The organism is Scytonema hofmannii PCC 7110 (genome assembly GCF_000346485.2).
In the GTDB taxonomy this organism is placed as follows: Bacteria; Cyanobacteriota; Cyanobacteriia; order Cyanobacteriales; family Nostocaceae; genus Scytonema; species Scytonema hofmannii.
In genome coordinates this window covers 9,408,107-9,430,736 of record NZ_KQ976354.1, presented here as the reverse complement: position 1 = coordinate 9,430,736, position 22,630 = coordinate 9,408,107, and the positions used below count along the sequence as shown (strand labels likewise).

Annotated in this window: 10 protein-coding genes; 7 read left to right on the top strand and 3 right to left on the bottom strand. The window is 42.9% G+C overall.

From position 1 onward, the window contains the following. Positions 1–66: 66 nt before the first annotated feature. Positions 67–1,689, bottom strand: coding sequence for an IS1634 family transposase (locus tag WA1_RS39810; RefSeq protein WP_017750193.1), 1,623 nt, complete (start codon positions 1,687–1,689; stop codon positions 67–69). Positions 1,690–2,057: 368 nt separating this feature from the next. On the opposite strand from WA1_RS39810, the gene WA1_RS39805 reads away from it, so the two are divergent. From WA1_RS39805 to WA1_RS39795, 3 genes are all read left to right on the top strand, one after another. Next, positions 2,058–11,612 carry a putative Ig domain-containing protein gene (locus WA1_RS39805; protein ID WP_066613179.1) on the top strand — a complete coding sequence of 3,185 codons (9,555 nt, stop codon included), beginning with the start codon at positions 2,058–2,060 and terminating at the stop codon, positions 11,610–11,612. Positions 11,613–11,632: 20 nt separating this feature from the next. Continuing rightward, positions 11,633–12,271 (top strand): DUF416 family protein, encoded by a 639-nt coding sequence (locus WA1_RS39800; protein WP_017746189.1) that lies wholly within the window; start codon positions 11,633–11,635, stop codon positions 12,269–12,271. Between the two features lie 97 nt (positions 12,272–12,368). Beyond that, entirely contained in the window at positions 12,369–15,005 is a 2,637-nt protein-coding gene (locus tag WA1_RS39795) for a putative Ig domain-containing protein (RefSeq protein WP_017746188.1), read from the top strand. 26 nt (positions 15,006–15,031) lie between these two features. Here the strand turns inward: WA1_RS39795 and WA1_RS39790 are convergent, their stop codons facing one another. After that, positions 15,032–15,646, bottom strand: a complete 615-nt coding sequence (locus WA1_RS39790) for an SMI1/KNR4 family protein (protein WP_017746187.1) — start codon at positions 15,644–15,646, stop codon at positions 15,032–15,034. 245 nt (positions 15,647–15,891) lie between these two features. On the opposite strand from WA1_RS39790, the gene WA1_RS39785 reads away from it, so the two are divergent. The 3 genes from WA1_RS39785 (at position 15,892) to WA1_RS39775 (ending at position 20,431) form a co-directional block, all read left to right on the top strand. Beyond that, positions 15,892–16,137, top strand: a complete 246-nt coding sequence (locus tag WA1_RS39785) for a hypothetical protein (RefSeq protein ID WP_017746186.1) — start codon at positions 15,892–15,894, stop codon at positions 16,135–16,137. Positions 16,138–16,616: 479 nt separating this feature from the next. After that, positions 16,617–17,375, top strand: coding sequence for a peptidylprolyl isomerase (locus WA1_RS39780; RefSeq protein WP_017746185.1), 759 nt, complete (start codon positions 16,617–16,619; stop codon positions 17,373–17,375). Further along, on the top strand, positions 17,372–20,431 hold the full coding sequence (locus WA1_RS39775; protein ID WP_066613176.1) for a peptidase domain-containing ABC transporter: 3,060 nt from the start codon (positions 17,372–17,374) through the stop codon (positions 20,429–20,431). The genes WA1_RS39780 and WA1_RS39775 overlap by 4 nt, the downstream gene beginning before the upstream one ends. Positions 20,432–20,468: 37 nt before the next feature. Here the strand turns inward: WA1_RS39775 and WA1_RS39770 are convergent, their stop codons facing one another. Further along, positions 20,469–20,867 (bottom strand): four helix bundle protein, encoded by a 399-nt coding sequence (locus WA1_RS39770; RefSeq protein WP_017750217.1) that lies wholly within the window; start codon positions 20,865–20,867, stop codon positions 20,469–20,471. A gap of 81 nt (positions 20,868–20,948) precedes the next feature. Between WA1_RS39770 and WA1_RS39765 the strand changes: the two genes are divergently transcribed. After that, positions 20,949–22,571: a beta-barrel domain-containing protein gene (locus WA1_RS39765; RefSeq protein WP_066613173.1), complete on the top strand. Its 1,623-nt coding sequence runs from the start codon at positions 20,949–20,951 to the stop codon at positions 22,569–22,571. The last annotated feature ends 59 nt before the right edge of the window (positions 22,572–22,630 follow it).

Sequence of the window (22,630 nt, the reverse complement as noted above, 5' to 3'; positions counted from 1 at the left end):
GGAGGAATAATTATGATTTCCTCGGAAACTGAGAAATTTTTATTCACTCTCCATATACTGCTTAAATTAAGAAAGCAAATAATATTTTTGACAAGATGATGGCAGATTATTCAAAATAAAATGACGCTCTTCTGTTAAATTAACTATTTGACTAACACCGTTTAAAATTAAAATATGAATTCCTTGAAAACATTGAAATACCCACCTTAATGTAGGACTAAAAGTTAATTTTCCTAATTGATTTTTGATTCCCATCTTGACTCTTTTTAAGCTGTTTCTTAGTTGCCTTTGACCGAGATTATAAACTAATAAACACAGAGACATTAAAAATAACATCGTCTCTATTCTTTCAGGATTTTCTACAAAAAAACTATCAACAAAAAATAATGGGTCTTTCAGAAATCTAAATCCTCGTTCACATGATTGTTGATTTTTATAATTTCTCAGAATTTCTTCTGGCTCTAACTTATTCTCGTCTACTAAATTAGTTGCTAAAATAAACCTTCCTGCTTCTTTTCTTTGGATTTCTATCTCTTCTATTTTTTCATGAATGACTCCTGATATTTTATAAATAGTCTGATTCTCTTTTGATTGACTTTCAAAAATTTGAACATCTTTAATTTCAAATAGTTTCAATTTCTTATTAATGGCTTTTAGTCTGTATCTGGCTTGCTCCGGTGTTTCAAAATCTTCTTTTTTGAATGCTTTCAACTGCTTTTCAACTTTTTCTTTTTCTTTTTTTAGCTTTTTCTCTAGCTTTTCTAAATCACTAATTTTTCTGTTTTGACTTTCTACTATTAGCCATATTTGTTTAATTCCACCATAATTTACTATTTCTTCTTTCCATTTATATCCTTCTAAGTTTAGGGCTGCTCTTTTATCTCTTTCTTCTGGACTTATCTCTTCTATTTCTACAAACTTCACTAATCCCTGTGCTTTTTTAATTGTCATCGGTACTCTACTTATCCATTTTAGATGTTCAATTAATTGGAGATTTTCTTGACTATATAATGCGCTATCGCAGACCATAATACTTTCAAAATCTATTTGCTTTTTAAACTCTACTAAAATTTTTCCAAATACGGCTTTATCCGCTTCATTACCATCTCCCGCTCTCATTAATAATGGTATATCTCCATCACTACTCGTAATTAAATCTAAAATACATTGTTTCAAATCTGGTCTATGGTCACGAGAATATCCTTTGGTTACAATTATTGGTCTTTCTCTGCTTACTTCTTCTTTTTCCTGATTTTCTCCACTTTTATATTCTCCATGTAGATGAAATGATGTCGCATCCAGATGTGAATATTTTGTATTTATCTGAAATTTTTTAATCACTGATAATCCAATTTCTATAAACAGATTATTCAATCCATATTTATATAATTTATCCATGACTCTTCCCAGTTTATCGTCATTCATATAATCTTTTTTTACCTCTGAACCCAATAATATTTCGATTCCTTTATCTTCAAAAAACTGGCTAAATAAATATAAAGGTCTTGATACAAATCCTAATCCATTGATTAAAATTGCTTTCACCAATATTCCCGCTGAAATCTTCTCTCGGGTGTCTATTCCTAATTTAGAATTTATTATTTCAACTATTCCTATTTCGTCAATCAGCCCAGCTACTATTCCTAAGTGGTCGATATTCTTAATTTTCGCATCTGAGATTGGGAACATTTTTTACCTATCAAAGATTTTTGAGTTTTTCTGATTGTCCCATTTGAAATTAATCAATGTATATTTAGTTTTATCAAAAGCTGGAAATCAATTTTCTACTTTGCTTTTGCTTTATTTCTTCATGCCAACTCAATGCCGAACTACTGAAAAAATTCGTGTATTTTTATTTACCTGCATCTGAGAAGAATTATGTGACTCTCTGTACTACATTTTGAAGTGCGGAATGTGGGTTATACTTCGACGCCCAAGCAGGCGAATACCCAAATGCCTGGATTCTTTATGGCCCTGGGGGGGATTATGTCACTTCTAAATACATCTATGACAACGACGAATTTGCACTGTCCGCAACGGGTGAGTATTTGTTGGTCATGCAGGGCAATGGTGCTGTCGGTACAGATTACAAATTACGCATAGTCACGCCAGAGTTTGTCACCACCCCCCTGACTTTGAACCAAAAAGTTAATGGCAATATTAGCAAACTAGGGGAAAACGACACCTACACCTTCAGTGGTACAGTGAGTCAACAGCTATACTTTGATGCTCTCAACACCAATGACCCCAACTTTACTGTCCGGTTGTACACTCCAAGTGGCTTGGAGTTATACAACGGTTCTATTCAAAATGACCGGGGTCCTGATACTGTAATCAATTACTTCGGTATTTTCCCCGGATTCACTCTGACAGAGACAGGAACTTATCGGTTGGTAGTCGATGGCAATCGGGAAGCGACCGGAGACTACAACTTCCGCGTGTTAAACTATTCAGATGCTTTTGAACTGACTTTTGAGAATAATGCCACCCAACTCACGACTGGTAGCTTTGGTAGCGACAGGAAGGAGACAGACATTTACCGCTTCAGTGGCACTCAGGGTCAGTCCATTTACATCGACAATATTGGTGGTAGCTATGACGACTACTGGACTCTCTACGGACCTGGCGGGCAAGTTGTGACTGGCGACTGGTTAATGGATGCGCCCAGAGCAATGTTCATTGATGATGTCACAGGCAAAATTATTTGGTCAAGCCCAGAAGTTGGCACTCATCAAGTGACAGTGCGCGTGGAAGATGGTCGCGGTGGTGTTGATACGCAAACAATCGACTTAGCGATCGGCGATACTGTTCCCGGTACTGTCAAAGGGACTGTATACGCAGATATTGATAGTGACGGCAAGCGGGATTTGACTAATCCGAACAATATGACACCAGATAACCAGGTTGTTATCGGTGAAACCTTCAAGGATATATACACCGCTTATAACTTGGGAACGCCAAATGGCGTACCTCATATGTTGGGAGGAATGACCTTCAAACGCAACGCCGATGGTACGGTTGACTTCAACACGATATTAATTGGCGGTGCAGCAGATAGCTGTGGTGGCGTCATCATGGAACTGAAAGTCCAGCGTGGAGATGGCGGTCACATCATTGGCTTTGACGATGATGACGACCCAACAACTCCCTATGTTGCTAACTACTACGCTTACGCCCCATACATTGATGCAGGTCTGGTTTACTATACTTCTAGTCATAAATTGCTAGTTAGCAGTGTGAAAGGTAGCTTGCGCGGTTTGCAAGAAGTTCCTTTTGGTCTACCTGGTGCTCTACAACTCAAATCCACTGGTGCAAACAACACTTTCTCCACTGTCAACTATTCTCCTGATGGCAGTATTACCTCAATTGAGATTGAGACAACAATAGGGGACAGACCTGGTGGTTTTGTGTATATGCCCGTGACCGCACCCAAGTTTGAAAATGGTGCTTCTTTACTGCTGGCAGAATGGAACAATGACTCAATAAACGCCTATGAAGTTGATAGTGAGGGTAACCCCATTGCCAGCACGAAGCAATTGTTCATCGGCAACTACGATGGCGCTTCTGGAGCAGTCGTTGACCCCGTAACCGGAGATTTGCTCTTTAACGCCATGGGTGGTGAGAACAATGTCATGGTGGTTCGGAGCTTGGGGAAACCGGGTGCGAATGAATCTGGTTTAGCAAACTGGTTGGTTTACGTTGATGCTGATGCTGACGGCATGCGGGATACAGATGAACTCTTTACTTACACCGACGCACAAGGTAATTACTCGTTGACTCTTGCACCAGGAACTTATCGCATTGCCCAAGAGGTGCAGCCCGGTTGGACGCAAACGGCTCCAATTCAGCCCAACTATTGGTCTGTCACCATTGCCGCATCCGAGCAGAAATTTAGCGTTGATTTTGGCAACACCAACTCTGTGTTGAGTGGTGAAAACGTCGCTCCAGAGTTTACGAGTACGCCTGTCACATCTGTGAGAGTTGGCGAGAAATTACTTTACCGAGCAACTGCTGTTGACTTGAATGCAGACGAGCTGACTTTTGAATTGGTGCTCAAACCAGAGGGCATGGCAGTCGCCCCCAACGGGACAATTTCTTGGCGACCCAGTCATGACCAAGTTGGCAAACACCAAGTCATAGTACGGGTGAATGATGGTAAGGGTGGTATTAACTTACAAGCGTTTGAAGTAGAAGTTTTACAGGGGAATCGCACTCCAGTGTTTACTTCTATTGCGCCCGACATTGCCCATGTTCGCGAAACCAAACTGTTTTCTTATCAAGCCAAAGCATTGGATTTGGATGGCGACAGCATAACTTACTCTCTTGTGGTTGATGCACCCAATACTCCTGTTGGACTTTCCATTAACCCAACTACAGGTCAAGTAGAATGGACGCCAAATGCAGCACAAATGGGTGGTTCTTTAAATCCGGGCTACACAGAAGGTGTTGAACCCTGGCAAATCCTGATTCGGGCAACTGATGGTCAAGGTGGAGAAGCATTCCAGTCACTCAATGTGATTGTCGATCCCCTGATGACAGACCCAACAGACCCAACGACTACCATTAATCGCGCTCCTGTGATGACTTCCACACCGCGAACAAGTACTCGGTTGGGCAATTCATACCTCTACAAAATTGAAGCAACTGACCCGGATGGTGATGCCATCAGCTACAGCTTGCTCTCAAAGCCAGAAGGGATGACGATTTCTGATGGTGCGATTGTTTGGACTCCGACTCCCAACCAGTTTGGTAACAATTCGGTACTGTTGCGCGTTTCAGATTCTCAAGCAATTGTTGAGCAATCATTTACCATCAATGTCAGCAATCTGGCAATTAACCGCGCTCCCAGCATCATCTCTACTCCCAATACACTCACCAATCTAGAAAAAGAATACCAGTACAATCTTAGAGGTACTGACCCGGATGGCGATTTGCTGTTGTGGAGTTTGACGGCAGCACCTGATGGTATGGTGGTTGATTCTCAGACTGGTGCGTTGCGTTGGAACCCAACCAGCACTCAAATTGGCGAACACACTGTCGCCGTGCAACTGACAGATGCGTTGGGTGGGTATACGACTCAGGAATTTACCCTAGAAGTGACTGGCATTAACGCTCCACCCACAATTGTCTCAAATCCCGTCACAAGAGCAGCATTCAATCAACCCTACAGCTACACTGTCGTTGCTAGCGATCCAGAGAACGATGTACTCAGTTTCAATTTGGGCAAAACGCCATCTGGCATGACCATTGACGATCATGGCGTGATTCAATGGACACCCCAAGGTACGCAAGTCGGTTCTCACTCAGTAGAAGTGTTCGTGACCGATGCTCTTGGGGCAACCTCTACCCAAACCTACACAATAGTTGTGAGTGAAACTGCCATCAACAATGCTCCCGTTATCACTTCAACTCCTGTCTTCAAGGCTTCGGTTGGTAGTGCTTATAACTACCAAGTTGTAGCACAGGACTTCGATGCAGGCGATACTCTAGTCTACCAACTGCTGTCTAAACCCGACGGTATCAATATCGAAATCAATCCCACTACAGGATTGCTAACTTGGAACAACCCCATTGCTGGCAGCTATCAGATTGTAGTTGGAGCAGCGGATACTCATGGAGAGGGTGCTGCACAAGGATTTACGCTGACGGCACGGGCAAATAATATTCCACTTATCCAGTCTCACCCAGTCCTGAGTGCAACTCCTCTTAGCACTTATGCTTACGATGTGAAAGCAACTGACGCTGATGGCGATAAGTTGAGTTATGCCCTCGACACTGCATCTCTCGATAAAGGCATCACCCTGGATAATTTGGGACGCTTGCGGTGGACGCCCAACACCAGTAATGTTGGTTCTCACCACGTTGTTCTGACAGTAGGCGATGGTAATGGCGGTGTTCAACAGCAGGAGTATGACCTGTCAGTAACAGCTGATACCATAGCACCAGTTGTGAGGCTGATTGCTAATTACGACTTGGTAAACCTTGGGGAAACTGTCATTTTTCAAGCACGAGCAACAGACAATATGAAAGTGGCCGGGCTAAAACTGCTGATTAATGATACATCTGTGGTGCTCGACGGCAACGGCATGGCACGGTTTACACCTACTACTGCTCTGACAATTAGAGCAGTGGCTGTTGCGACTGATACAGCAGGCAATTTTGGACAGGCAACTTTTGATGTTGCGGCGATCGATACGAGTGATGTCAATGCTCCTGTTGTCAGCCTCAACTTGGGAACTTATGCAGGTAGTTTGGTGACTGCACCGATAGATATCAAAGGCAGTCTCTCCGATGACGGTCAGCTGGATTACTACAAACTACTGGTTGCGCCTGTTGTTGGTGGGGAGTTCAAGGAAATCCTGTTTGTTGATAATCCAAATGCGATCGCTGATAGTGTTCTGGGTAAATTTGATCCCTCTTTGCTGCAAAACGACTCTTACATCTTGCGCTTAGAAGTGGCAGACAATGGCGGCAATATTTCTTACTCTGAGGAAGTGGTTGATGTTGCAGGCGATTTGAAGTTGGGTAACTTCCGGTTGTCGTTTACTGATTTATCAATTCCAGTCACTGGCATCCCCATCACGCTCACCCGGACTTATGACACCCTCACGAGTGGTATGACTGATGACTTTGGCTATGGCTGGAGGATGGAGTTCAGGGATACCGACCTGAGGACTTCGTTGCGACCTCCAAGTGAGGAAGACCAACTGATTGGGTATCAAAGCGCCTTCAAAGATGGAACTCGTGTATACATTACCTTACCTGGAGGTAAGCGGGAAGCGTTTACATTCAAACCAACAATCGACCCAGTATTTAAGTACCTGGCAACTGCATCTGCCGATATTGATAGTGACCCCTACGTGTATAAACCAGCATTCGTTGGCGTAATGGGTGTTACTAGCACTCTGACAGTCAAAGATGCCCGGATTCTTCATAAGGCTGGTAGCAAAGAGTATGTTGGCTTAAATGGTGGTGTGCCGTACAATCCTGCTGATGTTAATTTTGGTAGCATTTACGTCCTGACAACTAAGGAAGGGATTGTTTATGAAATCGATGCACAAACTGGCGATTTGCTCAACATAACTGACACTAACTCGAATAAGCTGACTTATAGCGATGCGGGAATTGTCAGTTCAACCGGTCAGCAGATTACCTTTGAGCGGGATGCACTTGGTCGGATTGCTGCGGTGAAAGACCCGATGGGTGAACTGATTCGCTATGAGTACGATGCTCAGGGTGATTTAATGAGTGTGACTGACCGGGAAGATAATACAACACGTCTAGAGTACAATCAACAGCGTCAGCATTATCTCGATAAAATTATTGACCCGTTAGGTAGAACTGGGGTAAGGAATGAGTACGGTGAAGATGGGCGATTGAAGAAGATAGTAGATGTGAACGGCTTGCCTGTGGAGATGACTTATGACCTTGACGCTTCGGAACAAAAAGTTACCGACCAGTTAGGTAATGTCACAACCTATGTTTACGATACTCGCGGTAACGTTGTCACTGAAATTGATGCCCTTGGTAAAATCACTAAGCGCAAGTATAACGATGATAATGATGTTCTAGAACGAACTGTTATATCAGACCGCTCTGGATCTGATGGTTTCACAAAAAAATATACCTACGACAACTTTGGTAATATGCTAACGGAGTCAGACCCGATAGGTAACGTTACTTATTATACTTACGGTCAGTACAGTCGGCTTTTAACCGAGGTTGACCCCTTGGGAAATGCTACTACATATACTTACTCCTCCAAAGGCAGACTGCGGTCTATGACCGATGCGGCTGGAAATATTACTAAGTACGGTTATGACCTGAAAGGAAATCTAACTGAGATAGTCGATGTTAATGGTAATACAACTCAGTTCAGGTACGATACCGTTGGCAATATAGAAAGTGCAATAGATGCTCAAGGCAACGAAATTATCTACACTTATAATGCCAATGGCAAGCGTTTGAGCGAAACTCAGACTGTTACGACATCCCAAGGTTTACAAAAGCTGGTGTCTGAGCTAACTTACGACCGAGAAGGTCGGGTGACATCGGTTAAAGACCCTCTTCAAAATGTCACCAAATATGAATTCGATAACAATGGTAATCAAACTGCTGTTATTAATGCTCGACACAATCAAACCGAATATCGTTATAACTCCAAAGGTCAGATAGTAGAAACAATTTCCCCTGACAATACAGAGAACAACTCTCTTGATAATCCGCGAACAATTACTATTTATGATGAAGGGGGTCGCAGTCGAGCAACCATTGACCAAAATGGAGAAGTTACCCATTATGAATACGATGCATTAGGAAGGGTAACTAAGATTATTTATCCATCGGCAACAGAAAATACTCTGGCACAATTAATTGCAGCAATTGCACCAGGTGAAACATTAGATTCGATAGATTGGACTTTAGTTGTATATCCTAAAGATTCGCCAGCTTATCTAGTAAATAACCCCTATTCAAGCACTGAATATTATCAAGATGGTTTAGTCAAGGCAGAAATTGACGAGCGGGGTAATCGTACAGAATATCGTTACAATGCTCTCGGTCAATTAATAGAAACTATTTCCCCTGACAAAACACCACAAAACTTATCTGATAATCCCAGAACTCGTCATGAGTATGACTCTTCAAGAAGGCTAATCAGTACAACTGATGCTTTGGGACGCACCACTACTTTTGTCTACGACCAATTAGGACGCCTAAAACAGACAAATTACAGCAATGGTACTTCTACAACTACAACTTTTGATGCTAATGGTCGTGTAATAGCTCGTACTGATAAAGCTGGACAAACCACCAAATACAAATACAATAGTGTTGGCAAGTTAATAGAAACAATTTATCCAGACGATACAATTGGTAGCGATGAGGATAATCCTAAAACTCACAATGAGTATGACGAAATAGGGCGAAAAATAGCCTTTATTGACGAGCGAGGAAATCGCACCAAATACGAATACGATCAAGCAGGTCGTCAAACTCTCATTCGCGATGCTCTTCATAATGAAACCAAATACACCTATGATGAGGTAGGAAATCAATTAACAAAAACCGATGCTCTCAACCACACAACAAGCTACGTGTATGACGAGCAAGAACGGCTTGTAAAAACTCATTTTGCTGACCGAACCTCTACGACTACCGTTTACGACAATAGTAACCAAGTTATTGCCAAAACTGACCAAGATAATCAAACAACGCAGTATGAGTATGATTCACGAGGAAGATTAACTGCTGTCATCGATGCCAGACAACAAAGAACGGAATATGGCTATGATTTAACTGGCAATTTAGTCAGTACAAAAGATGCTAATGGTCATATTACAACTTACGAATACGACGAGCGCAATCGCCGAGTCGCTACAGTACTACCTTTATTACAACGTTCGGAGACTACTTACGATGCAGTCGGAAATGTTGTCAAAGAAAAAGACTTCAATCAAAATACAATCAATTACACATACGACGACAATAACCGCGTCATTGCCAAAGAATTTTTCGATGGCACATCGGTCAACTACACTTACACCAAGACTGGACAAGTAGAAACGGTTACGGATAGTCGAGGAACCACGAGCTACAAGTACGATCTGCTTAACCGATTAATTTCCCGTACCGATCCAAATAGCCCGTCTCTAGACACTGGAGCAACAATTGAGTATGAGTATGACATCGCTGGAAATCGCACCTCAGTTAAAACTAAAGCTGGTACTATAAAACACACTTACGATGAGTTAAATCGTCTGAGAACCGTAACTAAAGATACAGATACGACTACTTACTTTTATGATGCAGTTGGTAATCTTTGGCGTACAAAACTATCCAATAATATTGTTGAAACTCGCCAATACGACCAACTTAATCGCTTAGTTTCCCTGAAAAATGCTCTAACTAACCCCGGATCTGGTGAAGAAACGATTATTTCTAGCTATGATTACACTCTCAATCCCGTAGGGTATCGTCTCGAAGTTGAGGAACACAATGGACGAAAAGTTAAGTATGAATATGACGAATTGTATCGTCTTTTGAGCGAAAAAATAACTGACCCTTCTGACTCTGTAAATAACAGTCGTATTATTAGCTATACATATGACAATGTTGGTAACCGTCTAAGGAGTAATGACTCAGTTGAAGGACTGACAACTTACTATTACAACAATAATGATTTGCTGCTCGACGAAACGCAGCTTAAAAATGGTGAGACAGTCTATACCTACAATTACACCTATGACAATAATGGTAATATGATTTCCCGTGTTAAGGATGGCAATAGCGAAATAATTTACACCTGGGACTTTGAAAACCGTTTAATAGGTGTTAACAATCTTCTTGATGGCAAGCCAGTTGATTATGTTTACGATGCTAAAGGTATTCGAGTTAGCTCTACATCTGATGGTATAACTACAAACTATCTCGTCGATACCAATTTACCCCATGCCCAGGCTGTAGCAGAATACGACTCAAGTGGTAATCTAAAAACTTCTTACCTCTACGGTCACGATTTAATTTCCCAAACTAAAGATGGACAACAGTCCTTCTATCTAGTAGATGGGTTAGGTAGTACACGGGTTTTGACTGATGGGCAAGCTTCAATTACCGATACCTATACTTATGACGCATTTGGTAAGTTAATTGGTAGCAGTGGCAGTACAGACAATAACTACCTGTTCGCTGGAGAACAATACGATGAGGATTTAGAGCAATACTATCTAAGGCAACGTTACTACGACCCCAATACTGGTCGGTTTACAAGACGAGATGTTTATGAGGGTCGTCTTGAAGAACCATTAACATTGCATAAGTATCTTTATGCTAACGGCAATCCAGCCAATTTAATCGACCCGTCCGGTCTCAATGCCATATTAGCAATGTCTCCCGACGCCAGTTGGGGCATCGCGATTGTAACAACAATCATCGCTGTCCTCACAGCAGTTCGCATGATAGAAATTGGTATTGAGCTTGGCTCTTATATTCCAGAAACTCTCAAAGGCATTGGTGACGATCCTCGGCTAGAAGTTTCTGATAATACTGCTCGTAAACCGGATAGTGAGTTATTACAAAAACTTACAGGACGTCTTGGAGGCTTTGCTGGAGATCCTCAACTAGAGGTAAGTAATACTGAAACTTTCCCAAGTATACCTTTGAGTCTCAGTGAGTATCTGGAAAATTATGTTTATTCCATATATAGTGATCCAGGGATCGACCCAGAAGATTACGAATTGGATCGAGAGGCTAAAGATATTGCTAAAAAAATTTACGATGACGTAGCTAGGACTCACAGAACAGTTGCTGTAGGTCGAATTGAGGGATCGGAGGCAAAAGTTGTAGCCAACTCTTTTGGAGAATTTACAGACTACCAAGAAACTTTGCTCAGAAAAGATGGGTATATTGTATATGAGGAAAAAAAAGGAAGCTATGCCAAACCAGATAACCACGCAGAAAGACGTTTAATCAGACTGCAAAAGAGTACCGGGCAAAAAATTGAAGCGATTGGGGTAAGCCATCCTGCTGGGATTTGCTCTTCTTGTTGGACAGAAATGCAAACAGAAGGTATTAGAAGAGGTAGCAAATTGAAGCCAGATAAGCCAAGTAAATAGTAAAAGGAGTAAGAAGACAAATGAACTTGTATTTTTTTGACATGGACTCTTTAGAACAAGAACTAAAACAACTCTCTCCTCTTCACAGAGTGGCTTTTGCAGCTTCTATTTGCGAGAGAATGCTTCCCAATTACAACGCCTTTTCGCGAATGGAGAATTGGGGTAACCCTCTTGTACCAAGAAAGGCACTAAACGAGATTTGGCAAGCCTTACAAAGAAAATCAGCGGATGAAGTCCAACTTCTTCAATTAGCCGAAGATTGTGTTCGCGAAGATATCTGTCCAGACTCAGATGATTTTTTTGATTCTTACTATCTTTTTGAAGCTCAAGAGGCTCTTTTCGCAATCCATGCTACTTTACACGCTTATCTAAATCCAACTTCTTTACAATTTATTCTTCAAGTTGTTAAAGGCGTTAGATTTAACACTATTGAGCTATTTATCCGTGCTAGAGATGAGTCTTTCAATGCCAGCCAGTATAAAGATAAAAAAGCTCAACTAGACGCTATTACCAATCATCCACTAGCAGTTCGAGAAATGACAAAAGAAAATGAGGATTTGCAACGATTGAAAGAAATGAAAATCTTGGATTGTAACTTTTTGGAGTGGCTTTGTACTTCGTTTGATAACGGCGGAAAAAGTATAATCGACGCGAGTTAAACTTTACAGTTAAAGCGCTGCCAAGAGCTATGCTATTAATATTTTTTTACTTGCTATTCTACTTTAAAGGCTTTAAGGTCTACGCCTATAAAGAAAGTTGTCACCCTTTTACAACCTTTGGTCTTTTCTTTTAAGCCAAGCGACTTTGCTCTTTGCTCGTCCCCGCAGGGTTGATGCACAATCGTCCGCGTTGCGTTGGGTTCCCGCATCGGACCAAATCGGAGAACACACCGTCGCCGTGCAACTGACAGATGCGTTGGGTGGGTATACGACTCAAGAATTTACTCTACAAGTGACTGGCATTAACGCTCCACCCACAATTGTCTCAAATCCCGTCACAAGAGCCGCGAAAAATCAACCCTATACCTACACTGTTGTTGCTACCGATCCAGAGAACGATACACTCACCTTCAATTTGGGCAAAACGCCAACTGGCATGACCATTGACGACAACGGCGCGATTCAATGGACACCCCAAGGTACGCAAGTCGGTGACCACTCAGTCGAAGTGTTCGTGACCGATGCTCTTGGTGCTACCTCCACCCAAACCTATACAATAGTTGTGAGTGAAACGGCTATCAACAATGCTCCCGTTATCACTTCAACTCCTGTCTTCAAGGCGTCGGTTGGTAGTGCTTATAACTACCAAGTGGTGGCAACTGACCCGGATGCAGGCGATACTCTAGTCTACCAACTGCTGTCTAAACCCGACGGCATCAATATCGAAATTAACCCGAATACAGGATTGCTAACTTGGAACAACCCCATTGCTGGTAGCTATCAGATTGTAGTTGGTGCGGTGGATACTCATGGAGAGGGTGCCGCACAAGGGTTTACGCTGACGGCACGGGCAAATAATACTCCAGTTATCCAGTCTCACCCAGTCCTGAGTGCAACTCCTGGTAGTACTTATGCTTACGATGTTAGGACAACTGACGTTGATGGCGATAAGTTGAGTTATTCCAAGGACACTGCATCTCTCAATAAAGGTATCACCCTGGATAATTTGGGACGCTTGCGGTGGACGCCGAACACCAGCAATGTTGGTTCTCACCATGTTGTTCTCACAGTGAGCGATGGCAATGGCGGTGTTCAACAGCAGGAGTATGACTTGTCAGTAACATCTGATACAATAGCACCCCTCGTGAGGCTGATTGCTAATTACGACCTAGTAAACCTTGGGGAAACTGTCATCTTTCAAGCACGAGCAACAGACAATATGAAAGTGGCCGGGCTAAAACTGCTGATTAATGATACACCTTTTGTGCTCGATGGCAACGGCATGGCACGGTTTACACCTACTACTGCTCTGACAATTAGAGCAGTAGCTGTTGCAACTGATACAGCAGGCAATATTGGACAAGCAACTTTTGATGTTGCGGCGATCGATACTAGCGATGTCAATGCTCCTGTTGTCAGCCTCAACTTAGGAACTTATGCAGGTAGTTTGGTGACTGCACCGATAGATATCAAAGGCAGTCTCTCTGATGACGGTCAGTTAGATTACTACAAACTACTGGTTGCGCCTGTTGCTGGTGGGGAGTTCAAGGAAATCCTGTTTGTCGATCATCCAAATGCAATAGCTGATGGTGTTCTGGGTAAGTTCGACCCATCTTTGCTGCAAAACGATTCCTACATTTTGCGATTAGAAGTTGCAGACAATGGCGGTAATATTTCCTACTCTGAGGAAGTTGTGGATGTTGCGGGTGATTTAAAGCTAGGTAACTTCCGGTTGTCGTTTACTGATTTATCAATTCCTGTCACTGGCATCCCCATCACCCTGACACGTACTTATGACACCCTCACTAGTGGTATGACTGATGACTTTGGCTACGGCTGGCGGATGGAGTTTAGAGATACCGACCTGCGGACTTCGTTGAGATCTCCAAGTGAAGAAGACCAACTGATTGGGTATCAAAGCGCATTCAAAGATGGGACTCGTGTATACATTACCTTGCCAGGAGGTAAGCGAGAAGCGTTTACATTCAAACCGACTGTTGACCCGTTATTTGGGTTAGCATCTGCGATCGCAAAAAATCCGGATGCGGTTGTTTATCGTCCCAAGTTTGTTGGCGATCAAGGTGTCACCAGTACTTTAACAGTGAAAGATACCCGGATTCTTCATAAGGCTGGTAGCAATGAGTACGTTGGCTTAAATGGTGGTGTGCCTTATAATCCTGCGGATGTCAACTTTGGTAGCATTTACGTCCTGACAACAAAGGAAGGGATTGTCTATGAAATCGATGCACAAACTGGTGATTTGCTGACAGTCACTGACACTAACTCAAATAAACTGACTTATAGCGATGCGGGAATTGTCAGTTCAACCGGAAAGCAGATTACTTTTGAGCGCGATGCACTTGGGAGAATTGCGTCAGTTTTTGACCCGATGGGGTATCTTATTCGCTATGAGTACGATGCGAATGGTGATTTAGCGAGTGTGATTGACCGGGAAAATAAAGTAGTCCGTGATGAGTTTCCATTTAGTACAACTACAAGTGGAGGGACAGCTCGGTTTAATAACAATCAAGTATCTGTTAGATATGTACCTGATGCTGAGTCTAGAAGACAAGCGGGATTAATATCGGCTTTTTATGGAGATCTAAATGTCAATCTTATACCCGATACACCGCGAGGACGATTTCTTGTAGTAGGAATCCCACAACTCAGAATGCAGTCTGGCTACTTCACACGAGATGGAATTTTTAGAGGATTTACTCCTATTGGTAGGTAATCATTACGAACGCAGATGAATCACAATCATAACCAGGGATTTACCATTCCCATTGTTTGAATTAGTTCTTGAAAAGAACGGCATCGCAAAATACTAGCACGACCACTGATTAAAAGCCATGCCTCCCACTCATAATTATGGGTAACTTGAGGATTTAGTAAAACAACACTAGCATCCTCTTCATCACTAATTTGTAGGGAGGTTTGCATATACTCTGTGCGTATAGGTTGGTTCCAAAAATAATTTTTTTCATAAACAAAATATTGTTCATCAGTGATAGGTGGAAGAAGTTTTAGTGCAGTTGTCCATTCATCAATCCAATCCTGATTTTCTGCACAGAACCAATTAATTTCCTCTGTGGAATACAACTTCTGAGGTCCAGGTAGCGCAGGCCAACCATTCGTAACTGTCAAAAACATTCGATATGAAGGTGGCAAAATTATACCTAAACGAGTCTCAGCAGCAACAATTTGCTCTTCTGTTGCGCCTGGATAACCTAACCATTCAGATTCAATAGTTTCAGAAGCAAGTTCTATAAAACTCCAATCTCCACCCTTACCCTTACTTTTCTTTTCTTTATAATCCGCAATAATTTTTTGGCTCTCTTGTTTCAGGAAGATTTCCCAGTCAAATGCTTTCATAGTAATAACGTCATTTCTCGTAGATGTAGGTGCAAGCGCACGAAAAAAACTTGATATATTTAATGAATAATATATTTTAATGCTTTTTCCGAGATAGTTTTCTAAGTTCGACTTTACCCGGATTTCTCACAGAGATGTCATCGACAAACTACAAACCTCATGCTGGTTAACATCATTGATCGCCACCGAACAACACGTTGTCATTTTGCCGCCCTCATAGACCTCATAGAATCGACTTGAAATCCATGCTCTATCTAGCGAATGGCGGTTGCGATCACCGCGTGTTGCAATTGAGTGCTGAGGTGACCAAGCCCTTAGAACCCGGTCGCCTGATGCATGATTATAGTTTCACTGGCGTTGCGGGTCAACAGATCTTCTACGATGGTATGTTTACAGATGGAGCCACTGTAGGTACTGACACTGTAACAGCTCGCTTAATCAGTCCTTCGGGTAAGGGGAGTGAGTATCAACTCTTCAAGAAACCGAGTTAAGACAAAAACCCTTGAAATTTCAATGTGTCAGCCATGTATGTACATGACAAAACATCAATCTTTTAAATCCTAATCGCTCACACAGCTAATACCTATCAACTTTAAAGGTAGATATTGGCTTTTAAGCTTTCTTGGGGTAGTGGTATGCTTACTCATCTGGATACCCAATACCATGGATTACCGTGCCCTGCGTGGGATTTTTGTACGCGCTTGCTCAAAACTCTCTGTGTATCTACATTTTGGAATAGAAAACCCGGAAGTTCACCCCAGATTAGTACAGTAGCCTTTCCACAGATGCATTGTCAACCCATAAAGCAGCCACCTTAGTATTTCCACGCATTCAACTGCCAATCTTATAACCAAATTAAGTAGACTCATCATTGTGATATAGATAACCAACAAGCCATTATGCAATAGGGAGTTTGTACCAAAAACAATACTCTCTTTTTTGCTGGCTCTGTCATCTACCCAAACTCTCTATGGCTCAAATTCTCCAATTTGGGAATCGCACAATCACAGAAGCAGAGGTTTTTCGCCTGCTAGCTGAGTACCAAATGCTACCCCAGTTATGTCGCTCCATGATTATTGACTCTGCTATTGCTCCTGTCACACTGACTGTGGAAGAGAGAAAGAGCGCCCAAGAGCAGTTCTACCAGAAGAACCAAATTACTACACCCGAGCTACTCCAAACTTGGTTGCTAACTTATGGCATGACAACCGAGCAACTAGAAGCATTAGCAACAAAAGAACTCAGGATTGAGAAATTCAAAATGGCCACATGGGGAGCGAAGATTGAATCCATATTTCTCAATCACAAATCCCAATTAGACAAAGTTGTCTATTCCCTCATCCGCACTCCTTCCATGGAAGTTGCTCAAGAACTGTTCTTCCGCATACTAGCAGGAGAACAGACCTTCGCTGAATGTGCATCATTATACTCGCAAGGTGCAGAAGCACAAACAGGAGGATTGCTCGGTCCGGTTCCCCTGTCACAACCCCATCCTACCATCGCTAAAATGCTTTCCACTTCCCAAGCGGGAGAACTGCTACCACCAACCAAGTTAGGAGAATGGGTAGTCATCCTGCGATTGGAGAAATTTATCAGCGCCCAGTTGGACGATGCCATGCGTGCGTTTCTGCTCAATCAGATGTTTGAGACAATGCTTGCAGAAACCGTTCGCAATGCCCAACCAACTATTCTTAACGATACACCTACCCCAGTTCTCCTAACAAGATGACATCCAGCACTACCACTATTATTGATTTTCTCGCTCAACACCACCCCTTCAACCAGCTGGATGTCAGGACTGTTGAACGCATCGCCTCCCAACTCCAACCACTACGCTATCGCATGGGGCAAGCCATCTTTGTGCGAGAAACCATGCCCGATAAAATTGCTATTATCTACTCAGGTGGAGCGCGTCTTATCGGTTACGCACCCGGAGCCAAAGTTCCAGAAACACTGCAATCGTTGAAATCAGGAGCACTCTTGGGCGGTGCAAGCTTAGTGAGGGGTGTTGCAAGTGAAACCGCGATCTCCTCAGATGAAACCCTCTGTCTTACCCTAAGTGCAGCCGATTTTCTCAAACTATTAGAACTTGAACCAGTCCTAAGAGATGCATATAGCAACCACTGTTCCCTAATTGAAGTGTATGACCTCTTGGGTGCAGAACTAGAAAGAAGGGCATTGGGGAATGCCAATCTCAAAGAACTGGCAATTCAGTATCACGCATCAGCCACTGTCCTCAACTTACCTCCAGGCACAACGCCACTTCAACAGCTAGACCCCAATCTCCTATGGCTGGTGAGTGGCGGTAGTTCCAATTATGCTGTAGGTTGCAGCCTCAACTCCCATGACCCACAAGCATATATTAAAGTAGAAGCTGATAAACCAGTTCGTCTTATTGGTTTGCGGGAACTAACAATATCAGGGGACATTGCTTCCCCTTCCCCTCACTCAGACACTCAAACACTCTCTCCCTCCTCACTCTGGCAAGATGCACCCTACGCCCCAGAACGCCCGGAGGAACCAGAAGAACCAAGCCTCTCCCAATCGGTCAAATATCCTCATGTTCGTGGTAGAGGTCCGGTGGATGCGTCCGTCGCCTGCTTCCAAATGCTAGCTCAGTACTGGGGAATGCCGTTCAAGCGAGATGTCATCAAACGTGCCTTGGTCAACAACTTTCAGCGCACGGGTGGCATTTCCATTCAATTGTGTGGTGCCCTCTCAGAACTGATGGGACTCACCTCCCAACTAGTACAAGTTCCTGCCCTCAGTGTCAGTCGCCTACCAGTACCAGCACTCCTCCCCTGGCAGGACAGTTTCGCCATTCTCTACAAAGCTACTTCCAAAGAATTGGTTTTGGCAATACCAGAACAGGGCATCAGACGTTTAAACCCCACAGCATTTGCCGATATTTGGGGGGAAGAAGGTCAAGTACTACTGCTGCAACCCACAAAAGAAACACCCAAAAGCCGCTTTGGTTTGAGTTGGTTTCTTCCTGCTATCAAAAAGCATCGTACAGTACTTATCGAAGTTTTTATTGCTTCCTTATTTGTACAACTCTTGGGACTGGCTAACCCCCTCATTACTCAAGTCATTATTGATAAAGTTATCATCCAAAACGGTGTCAATACCCTCCACGTGTTGGGATTTCTGTTGATAGCAATGGCTGTGGTGGAAGGGGTTATTACTTGGCTGAGAACCAACCTCTTTGTCGATACCACCAACCGCATCGACTTAAGTTTGGGTTCGGAGGTCATTGACCACCTGTTGCGCTTGCCCCTACGTTATTTCGAGAAGCGTCCTGTCGGTGAAATCTCCAGCCGCATCAACGAACTGGAGAACATCCGCTCCTTCCTCACGGGAACTGCCCTAACCGTAGTCTTGGATGCTATCTTCTCTGTCATCTACATTGCGGTGATGGTCATTTACAGCTGGTTGCTCACTGTAGTAGCACTTGCAACAGTACCCCTATTTGCCCTGCTGACATATATCTTTGCCCCCATCATCCGCAGCCAAACCAGAACCAAAGCAGAACGCAATGCCGAAACGCAATCCTACTTAGTCGAAGTGGTTTCTGGCATTCAAACTGTCAAAGCACAGAATATCGAACTCAACTCCCGATGGCAGTGGCAAACCCGTTACGCACGTTACATTAGTGCTTCTTTTGAGAACGTGCTGACGAGTAATACCGCAAGTTCCCTCAGCAACTTCCTCAACAAACTTTCTAGCTTACTCTTGCTGTGGGTTGGTGCTTTTCTAGTACTTGAAGGTCAACTCACTTTGGGAGAACTAATTGCATTTCGTATTATTGCAGGTTATGTCACCAGTCCTTTGTTACGATTGATACAACTGTGGCAGAACTTCCAAGAAACGGCATTATCCCTGGAACGACTTGCTGATATTCTAGATAATCCTACTGAAAGCGAGATAGCTGGACTAGGAGGAGTGAGGGAAGGAAGGAGTGAGGGAGGGAGGGAGAATTTTCCCTTGCTCTCTCACTCTCTCACTCCCTCATACTCCCAAATTCCAATGCCAGCAATGACTGGAGCTATCAAGTACGAAAATGTGACCTTTAGCTTTAGCAAGAGTCCCAATCCCCAATTGGTCAACATCAATCAAGACATTGGAGCAGGAACCTTTGTTGGAGTGGTGGGACAAAGTGGTGCTGGCAAAAGCACGCTCACCAAACTCATACCCCGCTTGTACGAACTCGATTCCGGTCGGATTAAAATTGACGGCTACGACATCAATAAGGTCGAACTTTACTCCTTACGCCGTCAAATTGGCATGGTGCTGCAAGATACTCTGTTATTTGACACTACGGTGCAGTCAAATATTGCTCTGACTATGCCAGATGCCACTCCAGAAGAGATTGTAGAAGCAGCCAAGATTGCTTGCGCTCATGACTTTATCATGAATTTACCCAACGGTTATGAAACCCGTGTTGGGGAGAGGGGTTCTGCTCTATCCGGTGGACAGAGACAACGGATTGCCATCGCTCGTACCGTACTGCAAAACCCACCACTATTGATTCTAGATGAAGCGACCAGTGCTTTGGATTACGATACCGAACGCCAAGTGTGTTTAAATCTAGCACAAGCATTCAAGGGAAGAACAGTATTTTTCATCACCCATCGTCTTGCTACTATCCGTAGTGCCGATGTCATTTTGATGATGAGTCAGGGTTCCGTTGTGGAACAGGGAACTCATGCAGAACTGATGGCAATGATGGGACGGTACTACTGTCTCTACCAACAGCAAGAAGCGGTGGGAGGAGTGAGGGAGTGAAGGAGGGAGGGAGGGAGGGAGTGAGGGAGAGTAAGAGTTATTTGTTGTTACTGGGAGGTATTATCCATTTATCTGAGTTGTGAATCATGGAAACTAACATAGCAAGAATTGAATTATAGGTTTTGTAAAGCTCGCGTCCAGCTTCTACATCCAAATATTTACATTGAACAGCAAACTCTATCCATGTTTGGGTTTCTGCTGCTTCAGCCGAACAGTCGCTTAACTTGGCTACAAACGCTGCTTCATACATACGCTTGCGCCAAGACTCTGCTAAGTTAGCACAGACAGATCTTGAAGAACGACGAATTTGGTCGGTCAAAGAGTATCTTTCTTCCACTGGAAACTTTTTAGACTCCTCAAATATTTTCATAGCAGCATCAAATGCTAGTTTATAAACCTCTAAATCTTTATGGTTTTTAATATGTTCTCTTCCCATGGATTATCTCAAAAGCAATAACAAACAATATATCAATATTGATTTCTAAATGACACATTATTTATAGATACAGGAAAAATTATGAATATCAGTAATGGAAAAGGAAATAATTCAAATGGAAATGGTAAACATTCAAGCCATAAAATTGCCACCGATACTTCCATCAAACAAAATCCAAACTCCCTCACTCCCTCACTCCCTCACTCTCTCCCTCCCTCACTCCTCAAGTTTGACCAACCCGTAATTCTTACTCAACCAAGGAAGTGGTCAAGAGCAATATTATGGAGTTTGATGGCAGTCACTGCGGGTGCTATCATTTGGGCAAACGTAGCCAAGATTGAAGAAGCGGTTTCAGCTACAGGTAAGTTAGAGCCAACAGGTACTGTGAAAGAAGTACAAGCCCCTGTAGGTGGGGTGGTAAAGCAAATTCATATAGAGGACGGACAGCACGTAAAGAGTGGAGAACGCCTCCTGAGTCTTGACCCTACAACGGCTCATTCACAGCTTGCTTCTTTGCAGAAAATACGTGTTTCTTTAGTTCAAGAAAACCAATTCTATCAATCCCAATTAAGAGGAGAGAGAGAGGGAGGGAAAGAGGGAGGGAGGGAAAAAAATCTCCTCACTCCCTCACTCTCTCATTCCCTCACTCCCTCACTCCCAAGAGAGATGCTCGACCTGACCAAAAGTCGAGCAACATTAGTTGCTGAAAACCAAGTGTATCGCGCTCAATTGGATGGTTTGAGAGATCCCAATAGGTTAACAATAGAACAAAAAGAACGCCTGCAATCAAACCAAGCTGAATTGGATGCTCGTGTTACTGCAGCCAAATTAGAGATTGTCCAATTGCAGCACCAACGACAACAAGCTGAAATTAAACAAGCTTCCACTATTGATACCTTGGCAATGAACAAAGGCATTTTGGATAGTGTCACTCCATTGATGCAAGATGGAGCGATTTCTAAAATTCAATACTTCAAACAGCAACAGGAAGTGAGAAACGGTCAGTCCGAAATTGACCAACTCGTTCAGGAACGGGCGCGTTTAAATTCAGCTATTTTTCAAGCACAAGCCAAGCTACAAAACACAATCGCTCTCTCTCGTCAAGATTGGCTACAGCAGATTGCAGATAACAACAAACGCATTGCAGAAATTGACTCTCAGTTAACTAAAGCCATAGTTGAGAATAACAAAAAGATAGCAGAAATTGATTCTCAACTGAGTCAAACTCAGATGAATTTGAAATATCAAGAAATCAAATCCCCGGTAGCTGGTACAATCTTTGAATTAAAGGCACACACTCCGGGATTTGTTGTAACTTCTAGCGAACCAATTCTTAAGGTTGTTCCTGATGATGCACTCATCGCTAAAGTATATATCACCAACAAAGATATTGGTTTTGTTAAAGAAGGAATGACAGTGGATGTGCGAATTGACTCGTTCCCCTTTAGCGAATTTGGCGATATCAAAGGTCAACTCATTTCGATTGGGTCTGATGCTTTGCCACCAGATCAAATTTATCCGTACTACAGATTTCCTGCTAAAGTTCGATTGTCACAACAGTCGCTTTTAGCGAACGGACGCAAAATACAACTGCAATCGGGGATGTCGGTCAGTACCAATATTAAGATTAGAGAGCGCACCGTCATGAGCATTTTTACTGATATGTTTAGCTCCAGTGTGGAGAGCCTCAAGACTGTACGGTAGCAGCACAAGAATAAGTTACAACTAGTCATACAGCTAACGGGACTTAAACATAAGTTAAT

Coding starts and splice junctions, on each gene's coding strand:
- WA1_RS39810 (WP_017750193.1), bottom strand. CDS start 1,689: ATGTTCCCAATCTCAGATGCGAAAATTAAGAATATCGACCACTTAGGA.
- WA1_RS39805 (WP_066613179.1), top strand. CDS start 2,058: ATGCAGGGCAATGGTGCTGTCGGTACAGATTACAAATTACGCATAGTC.
- WA1_RS39800 (WP_017746189.1), top strand. CDS start 11,633: ATGAACTTGTATTTTTTTGACATGGACTCTTTAGAACAAGAACTAAAA.
- WA1_RS39790 (WP_017746187.1), bottom strand. CDS start 15,646: ATGAAAGCATTTGACTGGGAAATCTTCCTGAAACAAGAGAGCCAAAAA.
- WA1_RS39785 (WP_017746186.1), top strand. CDS start 15,892: ATGCTCTATCTAGCGAATGGCGGTTGCGATCACCGCGTGTTGCAATTG.
- WA1_RS39780 (WP_017746185.1), top strand. CDS start 16,617: ATGGCTCAAATTCTCCAATTTGGGAATCGCACAATCACAGAAGCAGAG.
- WA1_RS39775 (WP_066613176.1), top strand. CDS start 17,372: ATGACATCCAGCACTACCACTATTATTGATTTTCTCGCTCAACACCAC.
- WA1_RS39770 (WP_017750217.1), bottom strand. CDS start 20,867: ATGGGAAGAGAACATATTAAAAACCATAAAGATTTAGAGGTTTATAAA.
- WA1_RS39765 (WP_066613173.1), top strand. CDS start 20,949: ATGAATATCAGTAATGGAAAAGGAAATAATTCAAATGGAAATGGTAAA.